The organism is Streptosporangium sp. NPDC003464 (assembly GCF_053588315.1).
In genome coordinates this window covers 22121-41141 of record NZ_JBSFPS010000055.1, presented here as the reverse complement: position 1 = coordinate 41141, position 19021 = coordinate 22121, and the positions used below count along the sequence as shown (strand labels likewise).

General features: G+C 69.9%; 17 protein-coding genes, 1 tRNA gene and 2 pseudogenes. 10 read left to right on the top strand and 10 right to left on the bottom strand.

All coding sequences use genetic code 11. The annotated features are described in order from the left end of the window. Positions 1–55: 55 nt before the first annotated feature. From ACWDS7_RS15120 to ACWDS7_RS15105, 4 genes are all read right to left on the bottom strand, one after another. Positions 56–892, bottom strand: a complete 837-nt coding sequence (locus tag ACWDS7_RS15120) for a GTP-binding protein (protein WP_451929759.1) — start codon at positions 890–892, stop codon at positions 56–58. Beyond that, positions 892–2181, bottom strand: a complete 1290-nt coding sequence (selA, locus tag ACWDS7_RS15115; protein ID WP_451929758.1) for an L-seryl-tRNA(Sec) selenium transferase — start codon at positions 2179–2181, stop codon at positions 892–894. The genes ACWDS7_RS15120 and selA overlap by 1 nt, the downstream gene beginning before the upstream one ends. Before the next feature lie 167 nt (positions 2182–2348). After that, positions 2349–2684: a hypothetical protein gene (locus ACWDS7_RS15110; RefSeq protein WP_451929757.1), complete on the bottom strand. Its 336-nt coding sequence runs from the start codon at positions 2682–2684 to the stop codon at positions 2349–2351. A gap of 299 nt (positions 2685–2983) precedes the next feature. After that, positions 2984–3075 (bottom strand) — tRNA-OTHER (locus ACWDS7_RS15105). A gap of 68 nt (positions 3076–3143) precedes the next feature. Here ACWDS7_RS15105 and ACWDS7_RS15100 point away from each other — a divergent pair. The 4 genes and pseudogenes from ACWDS7_RS15100 to ACWDS7_RS15085 form a co-directional block, all read left to right on the top strand. Continuing rightward, positions 3144–3389 (top strand): annotated as a pseudogene (locus ACWDS7_RS15100) (WhiB family transcriptional regulator); the annotation flags it as partial. Positions 3390–3544: 155 nt separating this feature from the next. Next, complete coding sequence (locus tag ACWDS7_RS15095) at positions 3545–3973, top strand: PASTA domain-containing protein (RefSeq protein ID WP_451929756.1); 429 nt, start codon at positions 3545–3547, stop codon at positions 3971–3973. Positions 3974–4045: 72 nt separating this feature from the next. After that, the gene (locus ACWDS7_RS15090) at positions 4046–4501 is read left to right on the top strand and encodes a hypothetical protein (protein ID WP_451929755.1); all 456 of its coding nucleotides are present in this window, start codon (positions 4046–4048) and stop codon (positions 4499–4501) included. Beyond that, positions 4464–4724: a transposase gene (locus tag ACWDS7_RS15085; protein ID WP_451929754.1), complete on the top strand. Its 261-nt coding sequence runs from the start codon at positions 4464–4466 to the stop codon at positions 4722–4724. Before ACWDS7_RS15090 ends, ACWDS7_RS15085 begins: the two co-directional genes overlap by 38 nt. On the opposite strand, the gene ACWDS7_RS15080 is transcribed toward ACWDS7_RS15085, so the two are convergent. Next, positions 4721–5236, bottom strand: a complete 516-nt coding sequence (locus tag ACWDS7_RS15080) for a DinB family protein (protein ID WP_364888296.1) — start codon at positions 5234–5236, stop codon at positions 4721–4723. The genes ACWDS7_RS15085 and ACWDS7_RS15080 overlap by 4 nt on opposite strands. Before the next feature lie 245 nt (positions 5237–5481). Continuing rightward, entirely contained in the window at positions 5482–6003 is a 522-nt protein-coding gene (locus tag ACWDS7_RS15075) for a L,D-transpeptidase (protein WP_451929753.1), read from the bottom strand. Between the two features lie 617 nt (positions 6004–6620). On the opposite strand from ACWDS7_RS15075, the gene ACWDS7_RS15070 reads away from it, so the two are divergent. The 3 genes and pseudogenes from ACWDS7_RS15070 to ACWDS7_RS15060 all read left to right on the top strand — a co-directional run. After that, positions 6621–7865 (top strand): macrolide family glycosyltransferase, encoded by a 1245-nt coding sequence (locus ACWDS7_RS15070; RefSeq protein ID WP_451929752.1) that lies wholly within the window; start codon positions 6621–6623, stop codon positions 7863–7865. Between the two features lie 125 nt (positions 7866–7990). Beyond that, entirely contained in the window at positions 7991–10186 is a 2196-nt protein-coding gene (locus tag ACWDS7_RS15065; protein ID WP_451929751.1) for a protein kinase domain-containing protein, read from the top strand. 140 nt (positions 10187–10326) lie between these two features. Further along, positions 10327–10671, top strand: a pseudogene (locus ACWDS7_RS15060) (GNAT family N-acetyltransferase); the annotation flags it as partial. Between the two features lie 69 nt (positions 10672–10740). Here ACWDS7_RS15060 and ACWDS7_RS15055 read toward each other — a convergent pair. Both ACWDS7_RS15055 and ACWDS7_RS15050 read right to left on the bottom strand, forming a co-directional pair. Continuing rightward, a complete protein-coding gene (locus ACWDS7_RS15055) occupies positions 10741–12390 on the bottom strand; it encodes an IS1182 family transposase (RefSeq protein ID WP_451929750.1) in 1650 nt (549 codons plus the stop codon). A gap of 165 nt (positions 12391–12555) precedes the next feature. Further along, a complete protein-coding gene (locus ACWDS7_RS15050) occupies positions 12556–13932 on the bottom strand; it encodes a hypothetical protein (protein ID WP_451929749.1) in 1377 nt (458 codons plus the stop codon). Between the two features lie 194 nt (positions 13933–14126). Between ACWDS7_RS15050 and tgmA the strand changes: the two genes are divergently transcribed. From tgmA to ACWDS7_RS15035, 3 genes are read left to right on the top strand one after another with little or no spacing between them, the layout of a single operon-like run. Then, complete coding sequence (gene tgmA / locus ACWDS7_RS15045) at positions 14127–14384, top strand: putative ATP-grasp-modified RiPP (protein WP_451929748.1); 258 nt, start codon at positions 14127–14129, stop codon at positions 14382–14384. Positions 14385–14411: 27 nt separating this feature from the next. Beyond that, positions 14412–15359, top strand: coding sequence for an ATP-grasp ribosomal peptide maturase (tgmB, locus tag ACWDS7_RS15040; protein WP_451929747.1), 948 nt, complete (start codon positions 14412–14414; stop codon positions 15357–15359). Then, on the top strand, positions 15356–16453 hold the full coding sequence (locus ACWDS7_RS15035) for a methyltransferase domain-containing protein (protein ID WP_451929746.1): 1098 nt from the start codon (positions 15356–15358) through the stop codon (positions 16451–16453). Before tgmB ends, ACWDS7_RS15035 begins: the two co-directional genes overlap by 4 nt. A gap of 608 nt (positions 16454–17061) precedes the next feature. Here ACWDS7_RS15035 and ACWDS7_RS15030 read toward each other — a convergent pair. Together ACWDS7_RS15030 and ACWDS7_RS15025 are read right to left on the bottom strand one after the other, a co-directional pair. Then, positions 17062–17772 carry an MBL fold metallo-hydrolase gene (locus tag ACWDS7_RS15030; protein WP_451929745.1) on the bottom strand — a complete coding sequence of 237 codons (711 nt, stop codon included), beginning with the start codon at positions 17770–17772 and terminating at the stop codon, positions 17062–17064. A 411-nt stretch (positions 17773–18183) separates the two neighbouring features. Next, on the bottom strand, positions 18184–19020 hold the full coding sequence (locus ACWDS7_RS15025; RefSeq protein WP_306875201.1) for a carbohydrate ABC transporter permease: 837 nt from the start codon (positions 19018–19020) through the stop codon (positions 18184–18186). Position 19021 lies beyond the last annotated feature (1 nt).

Genomic DNA, 19021 nt, shown 5'->3' with positions numbered 1-19021 from the left:
TCCGGCATGGTGCGGATGCCGGCGATCAGGTACGGCTCTGCGGGCACGGGTCTCCTCAGGCGGGGTTTGGTAGCCGGCGCGCAGGGTGGCGGAGCCGCACGTCCACCAGGTCGGTGCACGTCCAGCCGCCCGGCGTGACCAGTGCCTCGCCCCGCCCGGGGAGGCCCTGCCCGCGCAGGTTGACCGCCACCCGCGCCACGCCGGTCACCGAGGCCAGCGGCTCCTTCAGGCATTCCAGTCCCCGCACCCGCACCGGCCCGCCGGGGAGGGCCAGCTCGTCCCCGACCGCGATCGTGCCCGCGGGCAGCGTCCCGGTCACGACGGTGCCGCTGCCCCGCACGCTGAAGACCCGGTCGATCCAGAGCCGCACCGGCGCCCGCGGATCGGCCGCCGGCAGCGCGGCCACCAGCCGGTCCAGCGCCCGCAGCAGCTCGCCGAGGCCCTGCCCGGTGCGCCCGCTCACCGCCAGCGTCCCGGCCCCGCCCAGGCCACCGGCGGCCAGGCGGGCCCGGGCCTGATCGGCCGCCGGCCCGGGGTCGGCCAGGTCGCAGCGGGTCACCACGAGCAGGCCGTGCCGTACCCCGAGGGCCTCCAGGGCGACCAGGTGCTCCTCGGACTGCGGCATCCAGCCCTCGTCGGCCGCCACCACGAACATGACGGCGGGCACCGCCCCCACCCCGGCCAGCATCGTGCCGAGGAACCGCTCGTGCCCGGGGACGTCGACGAAGGCCAGCCGCTCCCCCGAGGGCAGCGCCGTCCAGGCGTAGCCGAGCTCGATCGTCAGTCCCCGCCGCCGCTCCTCGGCCAGCCGGTCGGGCTCCATCCCGGTGAGCGCCCGCACCAGCGTGGACTTGCCGTGGTCGACGTGGCCCGCCGTGGCGACGACGTGCATCAGCCCCGCGCCCTCAGGACCGCCCGCACCACGTCGCCGTCCCGGTCCGGGGGGAGGGTCCGCAGGTCGAGCAGGAGCCGGCCGCCCTCCACCCGGCCGACGACCGGGGGCTCGCCGGTCCGCAGCGGTACGGTGAACCGCTCGGGCAGGCTCACCGCGGCGCTGGGCAGCCGCACCCCCGGCGCTCCCCCGCCGCCCACGGCGGCCTCGCTCGGCACGGCTCTCGCGTCGACCCCGGCTCCGGCCAGCTCCCCGGCGAGCGCCTCGGCGCGCCGGCCCAGCGCCGCCGGATCGGCGTGCAACGCCTCGTGGACGGGCGTGGCCGGGCCGCGCAGGGTGGCCTCCAACGCGGCCAGCGTCAGCTTGTCCACCCGCAGGGCACGGGCGAGCGGGTGCCGCCTGCACCGCTCGACCAGGTCACGGCGGCCGAGCAGCAGGCCCGCCTGCGGCCCGCCGAGCAGCTTGTCGCCGCTGGCGGTGACCAGGTCGGCACCGGCCTTGAGCGCGCCCGCCGCGTCGGGCTCCCCGGGCAGCAGCGGCTCGTGCGCCAGCAGGCCGGAGCCGATGTCGGCCACGACGGGCACGCCGAGGTCGCGGAGCTCCGCGACCTCGACCGCGCCGGTGAAGCCCTCGATCCGGAAGTTGGACGGGTGCACCTTGAGCACGAACCCGGTCTCCGCTCCCACGGCGGCCGCGTAGTCGGCGTGGGAGGTGCGGTTGGTGGTGCCCACCTCACGCAGCCTGGCACCGGTGGAGACCAGCAGGTCGGGGATGCGGAACCCGTCGCCGATCTCCACCAGCTCGCCCCGGCTGATCACGATCTCCCGCCCGGCGGCGAGCGCGGTGGCCACCAGCACGAGCGCGGCGGCGTTGTTGTTGACCACGTGCACGTCCTCGGCCGCGGGCACGGCCCGGGCGAGCGCCTCCACCGCGCCCCGCCCGCGACGGGCGCGGGCGCCGGTGGCCAGGTCGAACTCCACGTCGGCGGAGCCGGCGGCGGAGGCCGCCGCGGAGACCGCCGCGGCCGACAGGGGCGCGCGGCCGAGATTGGTGTGGAGCAGCACGCCGGTCATGTTGAGCACCGGCCGCATGCTGGCGGCGTACGGCGGCAGCGCCGCCACGGCCGCGTCCGCGACCTCCTCGGGCGCGATCTCGCCCTGCCGCGCCCGCCGCTGGGCATGTGCCACCGCGTCCTTGACGACCGCCCGGCCCAACCTCCCCACCGTCGCGGCCAGCCGCGGGTCGGCGAGCACGAGGTCGGTGCGGGGCACGCGCCTGCGTGAGTCCATGGTTCGAAAATAGAACGGAGGCGGACGGGAATCGAACCCGCCGGGCCGAGGACCTCGACCTGTCTCCCTCACCCGGGACACGTCCGGCTCCGGCCGCGAGGTGCCCGCCCGCTCTCCCGCGAGAAGAACGGGCGGGGGCGCCTGTCAGCCGGATGTGAACGAGCCCATCAGTCGGACGTGAACGAGCCCGGCCCGCGATCCTCGTAGGTGATGTTGTTCGTGTCCACCCAGATGGCGTCCGTGTGCGAGGAGGCGCCTCCCCCCTGGTAGTACCTGTCGGGCCCGTATCTCCAGGCGCATCCGGTGCCGCTGCAGAACAGCGCCTTGAGCCGGAACCGGCCCGTGGTGTTGCCGTTGTCGCAGTCGATCCAGGCGGTGTGCAGGTCGGTGGACCACCCTCTGGTGCAGGTCACAGCTTGAGCCGGAGTCGCGGTGACGGTGAGCGTGAGGGCGGACGACAGAGCGAGGGTCGTCGCGATGGTCAGGGATTTTTTGAATCTCATGTGGGGGGTTCCCTTCTGCCGTGGATCCGCCGCCGAATGGGCGCTCCAGGTCGAGATCATCCTTATATGACTCCATGGGACCGGCAATGATTCATCCATATTTGTCCACTTATGGACAGAAAGAACTCCCGCTATCCATCAGGACAGCAAGCGGCAATTCACCACAGGAGGCGGGCCTCCGAGACATCGTCCGCACACCCCCGCCCGGCACACGGAGGACGCGCATCAGGCGGTCGAACCGGCACGGTCGCCCTCTCCGGCTTTCCCGCGTTTCCCAGGTGGCGGAGGCGTTTCCCAAGTGGCGGAGACGGACGGGAATCCAACCCGCCAGGCCGAGGACCTCGGCCGCGTCGATTTCGAAGTCCGCTAAAGGTCCGCTAAAGGCATCTCCCGTCACCTCTCAACGACTCCCATAGTTTCCCGTAGTTTCCCGTAGTTGCCGCTACCGCCAGGGGACACGGTCGGCAGGACTTCGCCCGACGCGCCGGAGCCGATCCAGAGATGTTCTTTCCGGAGAAGGGCGGCTCGGTCCGCGACGCGGAGCAGGTCTGCCCCTCGTGTGAGGTACGGACCGACGGTCTGGCCTACGCGCTCGACAACGGCGAGGCGTTCGGCGTACGGGGTGACCGGTCAGAGCGGGAGCGCCGCCGGCTGCGTCCCGGCCTGGCGGCCGGATGTCTACCCCGCTACCTACAAGCGGACTGATAGCTCGGATTATCAGCCGGTCCAGGCGATCTTGACTTCGCGCTCCCCTGAACGCCGTTCGGCCCTACAGGCAATCAGGAGCCCCAACAGAACCCAGCTCACCAGCCAACCCGTCACCCACGCCGATCGTCCCCTTACCACACGCCACCCTAGGAGTGATCACCGTGAGGACCGCCCGTCATTTCATCGCCGCCGTGTTCGTCACAGCCCTTGCAGGATGCAGCACGGGCGCGGGCAGCGCGGCGCCAGCAGCGACCGTCACCACGACTCGGCCGGCACCCGCGGAGACGACCCGCAAGCCGATCACGCAGGAAGACAAGCAGGAAGACAAGGAGCCCACCCCCGCGGTAAAGAAGGCGGTGAAGAAGACGCTGCCGAATGTGGTCGGGATGAACCTACAGAAGGGGCAGGACACGATGCAGGCCGCCGGGTTCTACGTTCTCAACGACAAAGACGCCACCGGCCAGAACCGCTTACAGATCTTCGACCGTAACTGGGTGGTGACCCGGCAAACCCCCGCTGCGGGCCGCAAGGTGCCGATCGACACGCTGGTCACCCTCTACGCGAAGAAGATCGGCGAATAGTTCAGCTGGCATCCCTCCACGCCCCTGCCCTTCGGGACACTGTTGGCGGATTATCCAAAACGAAGCAGCCCCATGATCACAGCTGTGATCATGGGGCTGCTCTTTGTGTTCTGCGTGGGAACGAGATCTTCGGTGTCGTTGCGTCCGGCGGGTTCTGAGCTGATCCCTGCAACTACCGGAGAGGTGGCGTGGGCGGCGTTCCACAAAGGGAGCATGGCGATCAGGATCCGTGGCGAGCTGGGAGTGCTGTTCGAAGACGAGGACTTCGCCGAGGCGTTTCGACTCGCGGCAGCCTGCCCTGTCGCCGACACGGCTCGCGCTGGTGTCGATATCGGCAAGCGATGGGCCTACGAGCTGGACAAAAGCGGCGCAGAGATCATCAAGGTCCAGTTCGCCCGGAAAGACTGCGCCGTGTCCCGTCCGGCCACAATGCACCCGGGCCGGCATTCCCCGCCGCCGGATCACTCTGCGAACCCGAGAGTAATACGAGGTGCTACAGCAGGCCCGCATCAACAAAGACAGCCTTGAACGGAGGGCCCGCTACCAGGCCCGTCAGGGCATCGAGGGCACCGTCTCTCAAGCCGTCAACGGGTTCAGGGTCAGGCGGTCCCGATATCACGGAACCGCCAAGACCCATCTTCAGCACCTGCTCACCGCCGCGGCGATGAACCTGACACGGATTGACGCGTGGCTGACGGGTGTGCCCCTCGCCCCGACGAGGACCTCACACTTCGCAGCGCTGGCTGCCTAGACGCCGGTCCGTCCGTCGACGAGCTCTCGCACGATGTCGAGATGCCCGTTGTGTCGGGAGACTTCTTCGATGAGGTGGAGGATCACCCAGCGGAGGTCCACGTGGCGGCCGTCGCCGATGGGACGCTTGGCCCTTGAGTTCAGGTCGTGGTCGGACAGCAGACGACGGTAGCGGTCGCTCTGCTCCTCATATTCGGCGAGAAGCTGGGGCAACGGAATGTCGACCGCTGTCCGCATCTCGGGGTCGGGGTCGTCGTCGCTCGCCTGTGTGAGCGGACCGGCGGGCTCCTCCCCCAGGAACATTACTTGGAACCAGTGGTACTCGACCCACCGCAGATGGCTGATCAGCCCACACAGGGTCATCAGCGGTGAGTTCGGAAGCGGGGCCCTGCGGGCGTCGTCCGCGGACACGCCCTCGCACTTGGCTCGCGCCGTGTCACGGGCGTAGTCCAGGAAGGTGATCAGTTGCGTGCGCTCGTCCCAGGTGGGAGGCGTATCGGTTCGGGGTGTCATCGTGAGAAGTTTCCCGCAGGTCGGAGGGGCAGTCGAATGATTAATGAGCGGGACCTCGTTGAGTGCTGCCTCATCCGCCTTGGGCGTGGCGGCCGGCAAGACCCGCCGGACACGTCCTAGATGTATTGACCTGAGAGGCACGAAACCCGGATTCGCCCACAACGTCTCGCCGAGCGGGCGGGGCACCGTGGTGTGCGCGACCCGCTCGTGACGGGTGCCCGCCGGCGGTCGCGGCCCTCTCGCGGCTAGCGGGTGATCATGACGGGGGTGCCCAGGGGGAGCCGGGAGAGCGCGCGCAGCGCGGCGGCGGGGACGCGCACGCAGCCGTAGCTCACCTCGCGGCCGAACGCCGCCCTGTCCGGCCAGCCGTGCAGGGCGATCGTCGCGGGGCCGCCGGCGAAGGTCCTGAGAGCGCCCGAGTGCGCGCCGAGCGCGAGGAACAGCGGACTGTAGGTCGGGTGCTCCGGGGACACGGAGGCGAGCAGGAACGTGCGCCCCGCCGGGGTGGGGGTCCGGTCGGTTCCGACGGCCACCGCCCAGGACCCCGTCCTGCGGCCGGCGTCGAACAGCCTGAGCCTGCGGGCGGCGAGATCTACCCGGACCCGATGGGTGCTGCGGGCGGTGCGAACCTCGCCGTCGCCGGTGTGGATCCATCCCGTGGACCGGTTCGGCCGGCTCGGCAGCAGTATCCGCGCCCATCCCGGCAGCGTCTGCACCACCGGCACCCAGGTCGGGTCCTCCAACTGCGTGGGAGGCAGAATCGCCACCGGTGGTCCACCGGGACGGGAATAGATCACCTGTTTCCCTTCGGGGTGGACGATGACCCCGTTCGCCGTTCCGAATGGCCGGTGATCCCGGGGCGCTCGGCGTAATGTCGCATAAGTCGTGGCAATTGGTAATTTCGCCATTTGGGCCGGTGATACGGAGGCCGGCTTTATCTTCTCCGGCGGAGTGGCCGGCGACGGCGCGGCAGGTGAGGCGGCCGGTGGCGCGGAGGGTGGCGGGTCATCGGTCCCACAGGAGGAGCTCATGGCCAGGACGGCCAGCATGGCCGCACCCGCGGCTCCGGCGGCCGGGCGGACGGCCGCGCGGGACCCGTTTCCCTCACGCACGAGCTCTGTCCAACAAGAAATAGTGCATATTCGGATTTCCTGGTTTCGCGGTCCTCGGTTATGTCGATGAGATCGGCCGATATGACGTCACATTACGTGATGGAAAGAGGCGTGTCCGTTTCCCGGGGGCCGGCGTGGCCGGACCGCGCTCGTGCCGGGGGCGGAGGCCGGGCCGCCGTACGACGGTGGACCCGATGCTTTGACAGGGGGAGAGGCGGAGGGCGCGATGGAAGCGTTCCAAGATGAGACGAGACGTTTCGTCGTTAAAATGGATGCAACCAAGGGGAGGCCGCATACCCCGGCGCGCGCACATAGCCATGGTCAGCATCCCCGCCCCGGGTCATGTGAACCCCGGCATCGAGGTGATCAGGGAGCTGGTGGCGCGGGGGCACCGGGTGACCTACGCCAACGACCCGTCGTTCGCCGAGGTGATCGAGGGGGCCGGGGCCGAGCTCGTGCCGTACGCCTCGACGTTGCCCATGAACGATCCCGACGGCTGGCCGGAGGACACGATCGCCCAGCTCGACGTCTTCCTCGACGACGCGATCTCCATGCTGCCGCAGCTCCGCGCCACCTACGGCGACGACCGGCCCGACCTGTTCCTCTACGACATCGGCGGCTACTCGGCGCGGATCCTCGCCGAGAACTGGGGCATCCCGGCGATGCAGCTCTCGCCGACCTACGTGGCCTGGGAGGGCTACAAGGAGGACACGGCGCCGATGATCGAGGAGCTGAAGAAGGCGCCCGGCGGAGCCGAGCACTACCGGCGGTTCGACCGGTGGCTGGCCGACAACGGCATCACCGGCACCGACTCCCAGGCGTTCGTCGGCTACCCGGAGCGGGCGCTCGCGCTCATCCCGCGGGTCATGCAGCCCAACGCCGACCGGGTCGACCCCGCGCGGATCACCTTCACCGGGCCGTGCTTCGGTGAGCGCTCCCACCAGGAGGCGTGGAAGCGGCCGGACGGCGCCGGAAAGGTGCTGCTGGTCTCCCTGGGTTCGGCCTTCACCGACCTGCCCGATTTCTACCGCTCCTGTTTGGCCGCCTTCGGCGACCTGCCCGGCTGGCACGTCGTGCTGCAGATCGGCAGGTTCGTCGACCCGGCCGAGCTCGGTGAGATCCCCGCCAACGTGGAGGTGCACCGCTGGGTGTCGCAGCTGTCGATCCTGGAGCAGGCCGACGCGTTCGTCACCCACGCGGGCATGGGCGGCACCCAGGAGGGTCTGTACTGCGGCGTCCCGATGATCGCCGTCCCGCAGGCCACCGACCAGTTCGACAACGCGGACAAGATCGTCGAGCTCGGCGTCGGCCGGCGGATCGACACCGCGCAGGCCACCCCCGAGGCACTGCGCGCCGCCCTGCTGGAGCTCACCTCCGACCCGGAGGTCGCGCTGCGGCTGGAGAAGATCCGCGCCGAGGTCCGCGCCGAGGGCGGCACCACCCGCGCCGCCGACCTCATCGAGCGACTGCTGGAGACGGCCGCGCCGACGCCGGAGGGCCGCCTGCCCGCCGCGTGACCGAGATCTCCGGGAGCATCCCCGGCCGCGGGGCTTCTGCTACGGCAGGCCGGCGCATATCGTCAACTCTTGGATCAAGGGCGGCTCCGGCCGCCCGCCCACGGGTCAAGGAGACGAGGTGCGGGGTGTCCGGTCCCGGCCCGCTGGCCGCGGATGATCCTGAGCGGATCGGCGGCTGCCGGCTGACCGGCGTGCTGGGTGACGGCGGCCAGGGCGTGGTCTACCTCGGCCGCGATCCGTCGGACCGCCAGGTCGCGGTCAAGCTGCTGCACGTCCGGATGGCGGCCGACCCCATGGTGCGCCGGCGGTTCATACGCGAGGCGGAGGTCACCCGCCGGGTCGCGGCGTTCTGCACCGCCCAGGTCCTGGACCTGGGGATCGCCGGCGACCGTCCCTACCTGGTCAGCGAGTACATCCCGGGGCCCTCCCTGAGGGAGCTGGTCACCGGCGACGGGCCGCGGACCGGCAGCGGCCTGGACCGGCTCGCGGTCGCCACCCTGACGGCGCTGGCCGCGATCCACCGGGCCGGCATCGTCCACCGCGACTTCAAACCCGACAATGTGATCATGGGGTCGGAGGGGCCCGTGGTCATCGACTTCGGCATCGCCCGCGTGCTGGACGGCACCACCACGTCATCGGGCCTGGTGGGCACCCCCGCCTATCTGTCGCCGGAACAGCTCGACGGTCACCAGGCCGGTACGGCGTCGGACGTGTTCAGCTGGGCCGCCACCATGGTGTTCGCCGCCACCGGGCATCGGGCGTTCCCCGGCGACGTCGCGGCGGCGGTGATGAACGCCGTCTCCAACCGCGAACCCGACCTCGCCGGAGTGCCCGAGCGTCTGCGCCCGCTGCTGGCCGCCTGCCTGGCCAAAGACCCCGCCGCCCGTCCTGCCGTCACCGGCCTGCTCGCCACCCTCACCCGCGGGGAACCCACCCCCGTGGATCACCGGCCGAGCCCTCCCGCCGAGCCCCCGCTGTCCCAGGATCCGAGTTCTCCTGTCACCTCTCCGGCATCCCGGGCCCCGAGTCCTCCCGTCGAGCCTTCGGTGTCCCGGGCCCCGAGCCCTCCCGCCGCGCCCCCGGTATCCCAGCCCCCACGCCGTCCCGCCCGGCGCCGCCTCCTGGCCGCCGGGGCGGCCGTCACCGTCCTCACCCTGGTCGCCGGGGCCTTCTGGCTGTGGCAGCCGGAGCTCCCCGGAATCTCCGCTCCGTCGCCCACGGGTCCCTCCGCGACCTCCACCCCGTCATCATCGCCCGCGGGCCTCCCCGAACCCTCCGTTTCACCGTCCACGGGTCCCTCCGCGACCTCCGATCCGACGCCCGGCCGTTCTCCGAGCACCATCCCTCTCGGCATGCCGGTCGGCAGGCCGTTCACCGCCCGCACCGACGAGGCCTCATCGGTGGAGGCGGTGACGGAGATCGAGGGGCGGCAGGTCGTCGTCTCGGGCGGCGACAGAGTGGTGCGGGTGTGGGACCTGGCCACCCGGAAGGAGACCGGCAGGCCGTTCACCGCCCACAACACCGGTGCTCATGCCGTGGTGACGGAGCTGGATGGGCGGCCGGTCGTGGTCTCCGGCGGCGGCGACAGCGCGGTGCGGGTGTGGGATCTGGCCACCCGGAAGGAGACCGGCAGGCCGTTCACCGCCCACACCGGCGGGATCGCCTCGGTGGTGGTGACGGATCTGGAGGGGCGGCGGGTCATCGTCTCGGCCGGTGGCGACAACACGGTGCGGGTGTGGGATCTGGCCACCCGCGAGCAGGTCGGCAGGCCGTTCACCCACACCGTCGCAGCCGAGTCGGTGGTGGTGACGGAGCTGGAGGGGCGGCGGGTCGTGGTCTCGGCCGGTGGCGACGGGGCGCGGGTGTGGGATCTGGCCACGCGTGAGCAGCTCGGCAGGCCGTTCACCGCGCAGACCGACGGGGACACGACCGTGACGGTGACGGTGACGGAGTTCGAGGGGCGGCCGGTCGTCGTCTCCGGCGCCTCCGGTGGCGACGACAGCACGGTGCGGGTGTGGGACCTGGCCACGCGTGAGCAGCTCGGCAGGCCGTTCACCGGCCACACCGAAGGCGTCGAGTCGGTGGTGGTGACGGAGCTGCAGGGGCGGCCGGTCGTCGTCTCCGGCGGCTACGACGGGATACGGGTGTGGGACCTGGCCACCCGCGAGCAGATCGGCAAAGTGTTCGGCACCCCCACCTACGGGATCACGTCGATGCTGGTGACGGAACTGGAAGGGCGGCAGGTCCTCCTCGCCGCCGACTTCGACGGCAGGGTGCGGGTGTGGAGCCTGGGCCGGCCCGCCCCGGCATCCGGCTCCTGAACCCCAGCGTCCGACCCCCGCATTCCCTCTGTCCCGCGGTCCCCCTTTCCACGCGTCGCCGAGGCCCGCAGTCTCCCTGACCCGCGGTCCCGCTCTCCATATGCCGCCGGGGCCCGTAGCACAGTAGGGCCGTGACGGACATGCGCGTAAGGGACGCGACCATCGGTGACCTGGAGGCCATCGCGACGGTGGCGGTCGCGGCCGGGCAGGATGAGGAGTGGACGGGCGCGGACCCGGCCTATGTGGGACACCTGCTCTCCTGCGGCCGGGTGGTGGTCGCCGAGCATCGCGGTGCGGTGACGGGATTCGGCGCGATCCGCCGGATCGGCAGCGGTCCGGAGGAGACCACCATGCTCTGCGACCTGTTCGTCGACCCCCGGTCCCACGGCCTGGGTGCCGGCCGGGCCATGCTCGCGGCCCTGTGGCGGGACGGTTCCCGGCGGATGCCCTTCAGTAGCGTGCACTCTCACGCGCTGTCGTTGTACACGAGGTCCGGCCTCGACGACTGGTGGCCCCTCCTCTACCTGGGATGCTGTTGGCGAATCCGCCTCCTGTCATTGGACAGCGAGGCGGATCGCCGTAAAAGGACTCGCGCGGGTCGCAGCAAGCGGGGCGCCGGTGATCCAACCGTCCAGACGGGCCAAGTTGATTGCGGTGGCGGTGAGGAGATGCTGCAAAGCCGTCTTGGCGGTTCCTCGGTAGCGTGAGCGACGTGCTTCGTATCTGTTGACGGCTTGGCTCATGGTGCCCTCGATACCGCAGCGCTGCTGGTAGCACTGTCGCCAACCGGATTCCTGCTGCTCTGCGCGATTGCGGATCAGAATCTCATGTTCAGCTCGGGGTCGCAGGGTGAGGCTGCGACCGTTAACCGAGTCGGTGCAATGCTGTTTGACTGGGCAGGGGTTGCAATGACGAGGGGCGAAGCGGACCCGGGTGACGGGAGTCCCCCGGTGGCTGTTAGCGGGATGCCACGTCACACTGCTCTGACCATTGGAGCAGATGACCTGCTCATTGTCCCAGTCGATGGTGAAACGGCTGTTGTCGAACCCCTGATCGCTGGTCTTCTGCACGTTGGTGTCAGAGCGTAACGGCCCGATCAAGGTGATGCCGTGATCGGCCGCGGCATTGAGAATGTGCCCGGCGTCGATGTACCCGGCGTCCACCAAGTGCTCACCAGGAACGATGCCGCGCTCGTCCAACCGGGCGTGAATCTGATCGGCGACCTTCATGTCGCTGACGGGGGCGGTGGTGGTCAGCACGTTGATGATCAGATGTGGGGCGTCGGGCTCGCAGATCTCGGTGAGGTGGACCTTGTAGCCGTCCCAGGAGACCTCGCGCTTGGTTCCCGTGCGGGCTTGGGTGTCATACGGGCCGACCAGGCGGACCGAGGCCGGCGGGGTCTCGGCCGGCGTTCGCCAGCGGGTCCCCTGGTCATCGGTGTAGTACTGCTGAATCCACACCTGGCGCAACACCTCGACCGCCGGCAGCCAGCGCAGCGTCGCCGGTGCATGCGGAGCGGTGATCGCGCGCAGCAAGACCATCCCGTCGATTCCGACCTGATCGCCGTGCTTGATCCGGGCCGTCCATCGAGCTGGGAACCGAGTGTCTTCCGGGCGCTTGCCATAGTGATCGAACCATCTGGGATCGGCCACGCTCAGCAGCCATTCCGGTTCGATGACGGCGATCCGGTTCAACGCGGCGCGCAGTGTCTCAGCAACAAATTCCAGTCGGTTGAGATTTCGGGTAGCAGCCAGGACGTGAGTGGAGTCGGTGCGTTGGCGGCCACCTGCTTTGAGTAGATCCGCTTGCCGGGCCGCTTCCAGTACCGCATCGAGGACCCGCTGCTCCATATGGCCGTTGACCAGCCGAGAGCGGAACTCGCTCAGCGCCGAGAAGTCAAAGCCTTGATCGTCAATGCTCAGACCTAATGCGTATTTCCAGTCGATCCGGGCGCGGACTGCGTGTGCGGCTTGACGATCGGTCAGGTTCTCGGCGAATTGCAACACCGAGACCAGGGCCAGTCGGCCCGGGGACAGTGCGGGTTGGCCGCGAGAGGAGAACAGGTCGGCGAACTCGGCATCGGTGAAGATCGGCCCCAGTAGGTCGCGTATCCGCATCACCAGACAGCTGGTGGGGAACACCGTCCGCGCTACCCGCTCGGTCTCAGCGGGGATGACTACCAGCTCAGATGGATGCAACGACACCGAACCTCCCGGAAGACGATCACTCCGCCCGTGATGACTAGATGTAACAAAGTCATCACGGACAGGGTTATCCTGTCTCAGGATTTGCCAACAGCATCCCAGCACGGGCGGGGGCTTCGTCATGTCCGATCCCGCCTCCGGCGAGGGGAGTCCAGACCACCGGCCCTACCGGGCGACCGGCGGCAGATCCCGCACCCGCTCACGCAGGTCCCGCGCCGACGCAGCATCCGCGCCGCCCAGAGCCACAGTGAGCACGCCCAACCGGCTCCGGGCGGTAGAGCGCAGCCGCTCGGCCGGGACCCACTCCAGCACGTCCAACGCCCGGGCGGCTGCATCGCCCGGCTGCACCCCAACCTCAGCCTGAGCCACCACCAACGTCGCCGCCGCCCAGCCTGGCGTGTAGGTCACGCAGGACGCTGCGGACGCGCTGGCCCGGACCAGCGCCCGATCGGAGTTGCCGAGCGCCAGCCACGCCTCAGCCTCATGCAGCGCGAGCTCGGCGGCGTCGAATCCGAACCGGCCCGGCGCCCCGCCGGCGGGGTCGGCATCCAGTGCGATTGTCGCCTCGGTCAGGGCCTGCTCAGCATCGGCGGCTCGACCGAGCCGCGCCAGGGTTGGTAGTAGCGCCCAGCCCAGGGCCTGCGCGTGGCCGAGCTGTCCGACAGCGTGAGCGGCACTGGCCTCAGCGTGGCGCAGGGCGGTGGGGAGGTCTCCGCGGGCGCGGGCAACCATGCTCTGCGCCCCGTAGGCCCACGCGGTCAGCCGTGCGTCGCCGACGTGCTCACCGAACGATGCGGCGACGGCCAGGTGCGCGCGGGCACCGGCGTGGTCGGCCAGGTGGAAAGCCAGGTTGCCCAGCAGCGCTGACAACCAGCCGGCCGCGCGCCGCAGCTCGGCGCCGATCGTGGCGTTGACCGGTGCGGCCAAGGCTTCGCCGAGCAGGCTGCGGGCCGCGTGCACCTCGTCGAACAGGTGAGCCGGGACGTGGCGGGAGTAGTGGAGCGCGTAGTGCTCGACGGCCGCCTCCGCGAGCTCGACCACGACCGGCCCACCGTATGGGGCGTCCAGCAGGGCCAGGCGGAGCGACTCTCGAACGGCGGGCAGTCCTGCTGCGGTCATCTCTACTCCAGGGACTATCAGCGGGGCCGTCTGCTGACCATAACCGCCAAGGTCCGCGCCGCACACGCACCGCGGCCTCACCCCGAGCTGATCGACACGGGCACCGTAGGCGCGGGCGATCATTTCGGTGTACTCCGGGCCCGGTCGGTCAGGGCCGTGCTCCCACCGGCACAGCATGGGCTCCGACAACGCCGGCGGCTTCAGTCCATCAGCGAGGTACAGGTCCGCGACCTGGGCGACGGCCTGGGCTCGGGACCAGCCCAGGGCCAGCCGCCATGCCTCCAGCGGCGACAGTTCGGGCAGGGTGCTGCGCATGACGGTGACGATCCGCTCCAGTGAGACCCCGTTCCGCTGCCCCCGCATGCGGATGATGGCCGCCTCACGCTGGATCTGGGCACGCCGTGATCTGGTGATCTGCCCCATGGGGGGACCTCCGCGCTCGCGAACGCCAGCACAAGCACCGTAACCGCATCAGTACTTACCGTGCAGCCCATCCGAGCGTGATTGACACCGACCCTCAATGCTGGGCGCTCCACTCCGGCAATGACAGCACCCCAGAGCCAAGGCCACCGTGAGAGCACAGGCAAGCGCCACGTCACACCAGAGAAGGGACCGCGATGACCATCACCGCAGAACACCCGCCCCTCGCCCAGATCCCCTGGGGACTAAGCCGGACGACCGCGCCTCTCCCGGAGGGCGAGGCGCTGTACGACACCGTCGACCTCGACCCGGTGACCCAGCTCACCGCCTTCCGTAACCAGGCCGGCCTGATCGTGGACATGGCCAAGACGACCGTCACCACGTCCAAGGGCGGCGGCTCCGACGGCTCAAGCGGCAGCTCGAACGTCGCCGACGACTCCAACACCGACGGGTAGAAGCTCATGCAGCCCTCCCCTCAGACTGTGCTGGTCATCACCTCGGCGGAGGACGTCACCGCCAACCTGGTGATCGAGGTCTTGAACGACCGTCAGGTGCGGGTCGTCCGGGTCGACCCCGCCGACATCGGCGCCGGGTTGGTGTTCAGCGCCTCCATCGGCGATGACCGTGAGGAGTGGGCTGGCCGGCTCCGCACTTCGAGCCGTGACATCGCGCTGGAGGAGGTCGGGGCGGTGTACTACCGCCGCCCCACCTCGTACTCCGCGCGGTTCGCCCACCTGCCCGCCGTGGAGCAGCAGTTCGCCTCCGTCGAGGCTCAGCATGGGCTCGGCGGCATCCTGCGCAGCCTGCGTGGCGCGGTGTACGTCAACCACCCCGAGGCGATCAGCCGCGCCGACTACAAGCCCGCCCAGCTCCAGATGGCCGCCCAGCTCGGGCTGACCATCCCCCGCACTCTGATCACCAACGACGTCGAGCAGGCCCGCGCGTTCGCCGAGCACGGCCCGATCATCTACAAGTCCTTCCGCGGGGTGCCGGCCGGAGCGGATGGCCGCCGGTCGGCGATCTGGACGCAGCAGGTCACCTCAGCCGAGCTGGATGATTCGGTGGCGGTGACTGCCCACCTGTTCCAGCAGGAGGTACCCAAGACCGCGGACGTCCGGGTGACTGTCATCGGGCGGAAGGTGTTCGCCCACCGGATCACCTCCCCCGACGGCGACCTGGACTGGCGTAGCGGCGACTGGGAGCAGCTCGCCCATGAGCCCATCGACGTGCCCGAGTCGATCAAGGGTGCATTGCATGCCTACCTCGCCGCCTTCGGCCTGGTGTTCGGCTGTTTCGACTTCGCCCTCGACACCGCCGGCGGCTGGACCTTCGTCGAATGCAATCCCAACGGCCAGTGGGGCTGGTTACCTGATGCGGACGCGATGGCGCACGCCGTCGCCGAGCTGATCTTGGAGGGATGGTGGTCGTGAGCGACACCGCCGAGAAGCTCCGCCGCGCACTGGCGGACACTGTGGGATCCGCAGGCTGGCGCACGGCGTTGGAGGAGGTGCCGCGGGAACTGTTCGTCGGCGACGCCGTCCTCCTGGGCGACGCGGCCCGCGGCGACCTGTGGGCAGCCGCTCGCCGCACGGACATGGACGAGGACGACTGGCTGCGCCTGGTCTACACCGACGGAACCTGGGTGACCCAGGTCGACGGCGTCCTCGCCGAACAGGCGGCCGGCGCGACGACGGGCTCACCCAGCTCCTCGTCCACCACTCCGAGCCTGGTCGTGCGGATGCTGGAAGCCGCTCAGATCGGCGAGGACGACCGGGTGCTGGAGATCGGCACCGGCACCGGCTACTCCACCGCGCTGATGTGCCACCGGCTCGGCGACAAGGCGGTGACGTCGATCGAATACGACGACGCCGTGGCCGAGCGAGCTCGCAAGGCCATCGCCGCGGCCGGGTACGCCCCGACCCTCGTAGTCGGGGACGGCCTGCACGGCCACCCGGACGGCGCCCCGTACGACCGGCTGATCGGCACCTGCTCAGTGCGGACCATCCCGCCGGCGTGGATGGACCAGATCCGCATCGGCGGCACCATCACCACCCCCACGTGGGGGTGGATGGGCGGGGTAGCGTTCGCGCACCTCACCCTCACCGGCGACGGCGAGGCGAGCGGACGGTTCCTGCCGGATGACCTGTACTTCATGCGGGCCCGCTCCCACATGCCGCCGCCCCGGCCGCCGGTCAGGACCGGCGTCGGAGACGCCCGCGAGACGCGCGTCGACCCGGCGATCCTGGACGACGAGGCCGCCCTGTTCGTCGCCCAGCTCGCCGCACCGGCCGCCCAGCGGGCATCCGCCGGCGACACGACGATCCTGCTGGACGTCGCCACCGGCTCCCGCGCCGACACCCGGCCGAACCCCGGCGGGGGGGTGGACGGTGCACCAGCACGGCCCCCTACGGCTGTGGGACGCCGTCGAGGACGCCATCCTGCTCTGGCAGGACGCCGGCTCCCCGCACCAGTCGGCATTCGGCCTCACGGTCATCGGGGACGGCCAACACGTGTGGCTGGGTGAGCCGGGCGGCCCGTGCTGGGACCTGCCGGCCTGACTCCAGACAGCAGAACGCCCACCCTCCCGGAAGAGAGCGGGCGTTCTGCTGTACAGGTGGGCCTCGAACGGAGTTGTCCGCAGCGTCCGGGACCTCTGTCAGCTCGTTCGCCAGGCCGTGCAGGACGGCGCGGCGGAGAAGGTGGTGGCACTCATTCCGGAGCGGCGGGAGTCCACGCAGGAACGTTCATGACGCGCTGTTCCCACTTTGTTCCCATCGGGTCTCAGGAAAATCATTAAGGCTGGATCGGCGGGGCATTCTCTCGGTTGTCGCGCGTTTCCCAGGTGGCGGAGGCGGACGGGAACCGGACCCGCCAGGCCGAGGGCCTCGGCCTCGTCGGTTTTGAAGACCGCTTCCGGGCCGATCGACTGCCGTTGGCGGTGATTGACCGCATGCGACTGCGCGGGTCAAAGCAGAGATGCTCAGCTTTGTGCGCCATTCACATGCCCGACGGCGATCTTGAAATCATGGATTGGCGTTCAGATATTGACCGCACAATGGAAGTAACACCGTGTAATACCTTTCAGCGGATGGGCGGCCTGACGGCGCGAGGGCCACTACCGGGTCGGACGGGTCAGGCGAAGGCCGCCAGTTCCTGGGCGTCGTGGGCGCTGAAGACGCGGACGCCGGGCGGCAGCTCGCTCAGCCGCCGCACGTTGGCCAGTCGCGAGCGGTGGTCGGTGGCGACCGACCACTGCGCCAGCCGCAGGTGCGGGGGGCATCGCGGCGGGTCGGCCAGCTCTCCCCGCACGTAGTAGGCGTCACCGGCGTGCAACAGCCAGCCGTCGCCGTCACGGACCGCCACTCCGGAATGGCCCCGGCTGTGCCCCGCCAGCGGCACCAGCGCCACGCCGTCGACCCCGTCCAGCGGGCGGGCCTCCAAACCGAGCCACGGCTCGCCCGCCTCGCCGTACGTCACCCAGGACGGGCCGTGCTCCCACTGGACGGGCCGGTAACGGCTCCGCTCACCCGCCGTCGGCGGGCGCAGCGCCGCCTCCAGCTCGGCGGCGTGCAGGTGCACCCGCGCCCGCGGGAAGTGCCGCAGCGCGCCCGCGTGGTCGACGTCCAGGTGGGTGAGGACGATGTCGCGTACGTCACCGAGGTCGTAGCCGAGAGCGCGCAGCCGGGCGGGCATGGTCTCTGACACATCCAGCACCGCACCGGTCGTCATCGTGAACCCGAGGAAGGCGCCGACGCCGATCCCGGTGTCGACCAGGGTGAGACCGTCGCCGGTCTGCACGATCAGGCAGTGGCAGACCATCTCCGGCCCACCGAGCGGACGCATGGTTCCACAGTTAACGTGATGTACAGTCACACACCGATTATGTGGTGATCCAGGGCCTGGCCGGGGTTCAGATCATCAAGTCGCGGATTCTCCTGCGTGGCGCCGTCTGAGCCTGATAGAGCACCGGACATGACGCGTGGTGACCTCACCGATGACGAGCGGGCCCTGGTCGAATCTCACCTGCCGCCGGGGGAACGGGCCCGATCCCGGACCCGCGACGGCACTTCACCGCGGTGATGCGGCGCCTCCGCACCGTCGACCACATCGCCGCCTCGGTCGGGTCGAGGCTCGCCCCGGACACGGACGGGGCGTTGCGGGGACGCCTGCGCCGGGCGTGGACCGGAGTCAGACACATCCGGTCCGGCTGAACGGCGGCCACCCGCGCGTGGAGCGCCCCCGGCAGGTGATCATTCAGCCCTTGACCGCGCCGGATGTGAGACCCTCCACGATGTAGCGGCGGGCGAACGAGAAAAGCACCAGCGTGGGGATGATCGAAACCACCGTGGCCGCCGCCATCGGGCCCCAGTCGATGTCGTACTGCGTGATGAACGAGTTCATCGCGACCGGGATGGTCTTGGTCTCCTCGCTGTCGATGAAGGCGATGGCGAGGAAGAGTTCGTTCCAGCACTGCACGGAGCCGAAGATGAACGTGGCGGCGATGCCGGGCAGCATGACGGGCACGACCACGCGCACCATCGCCGTCAGCCGCGAGCATCCGTCGACCATGGCGGCCTCTTCGAGCGCGGTCGGAATGCGTTCGTAGAAGCCGCGCATGATGATCGTCGAGAACGGCACAAGCATGGCGACGTAGACCAGCATCAGCCCGCTGAGCCGGTTGAGCAGTTCGAGGCCGGACATCATCAGATACAGCGGGCCCAGCGCGATGAACAGCGGGATCATCTGGGTGACCAGATAGGCGAGCATGAGTGCGCCACGCCCGGGGAAGTGGAAACGGGCCAGCGCGTAGCCGCCCAGCACGCCGATCACGGTGACCACGACGCCCGACACCAGCGAGACGATCAGGCTGTTGACGAGATACGTGCCGAACGAGGAGAAGGAGAACAGCTCGCGGTAGTGGTCCAGCGTGGGGCTGCCGGGCAGGTAGCGCAACGGCACCGCGAAGATCTCCGAGGTGGGTTTCAGCGAGGTGACCAGGATCCAGTAGAGCGGGAAGACAGTGATCAGTAACCAGATACCGAGGACGACGGCCTTTGCGGTCCGGGCGATCAGCGAGGTCGGGCGGTGCACG

What these genes read in the sequence shown, in the direction of transcription:
- ACWDS7_RS15120 (WP_451929759.1), bottom strand. Translation starts at nt 892, where the DNA reads ATGCACGTCGTCGCCACGGCGGGCCACGTCGACCACGGCAAGTCCACG.
- selA (WP_451929758.1), bottom strand. Translation starts at nt 2,181, where the DNA reads ATGGACTCACGCAGGCGCGTGCCCCGCACCGACCTCGTGCTCGCCGAC.
- ACWDS7_RS15110 (WP_451929757.1), bottom strand. Translation starts at nt 2,684, where the DNA reads ATGAGATTCAAAAAATCCCTGACCATCGCGACGACCCTCGCTCTGTCG.
- ACWDS7_RS15090 (WP_451929755.1), top strand. Translation starts at nt 4,046, where the DNA reads ATGATCACAGCTGTGATCATGGGGCTGCTCTTTGTGTTCTGCGTGGGA.
- ACWDS7_RS15080 (WP_364888296.1), bottom strand. Translation starts at nt 5,236, where the DNA reads ATGACACCCCGAACCGATACGCCTCCCACCTGGGACGAGCGCACGCAA.
- ACWDS7_RS15070 (WP_451929752.1), top strand. Translation starts at nt 6,621, where the DNA reads ATGCAACCAAGGGGAGGCCGCATACCCCGGCGCGCGCACATAGCCATG.
- ACWDS7_RS15050 (WP_451929749.1), bottom strand. Translation starts at nt 13,932, where the DNA reads ATGGGGCAGATCACCAGATCACGGCGTGCCCAGATCCAGCGTGAGGCG.
- tgmA (WP_451929748.1), top strand. Translation starts at nt 14,127, where the DNA reads ATGACCATCACCGCAGAACACCCGCCCCTCGCCCAGATCCCCTGGGGA.
- ACWDS7_RS15030 (WP_451929745.1), bottom strand. Translation starts at nt 17,772, where the DNA reads ATGCGTCCGCTCGGTGGGCCGGAGATGGTCTGCCACTGCCTGATCGTG.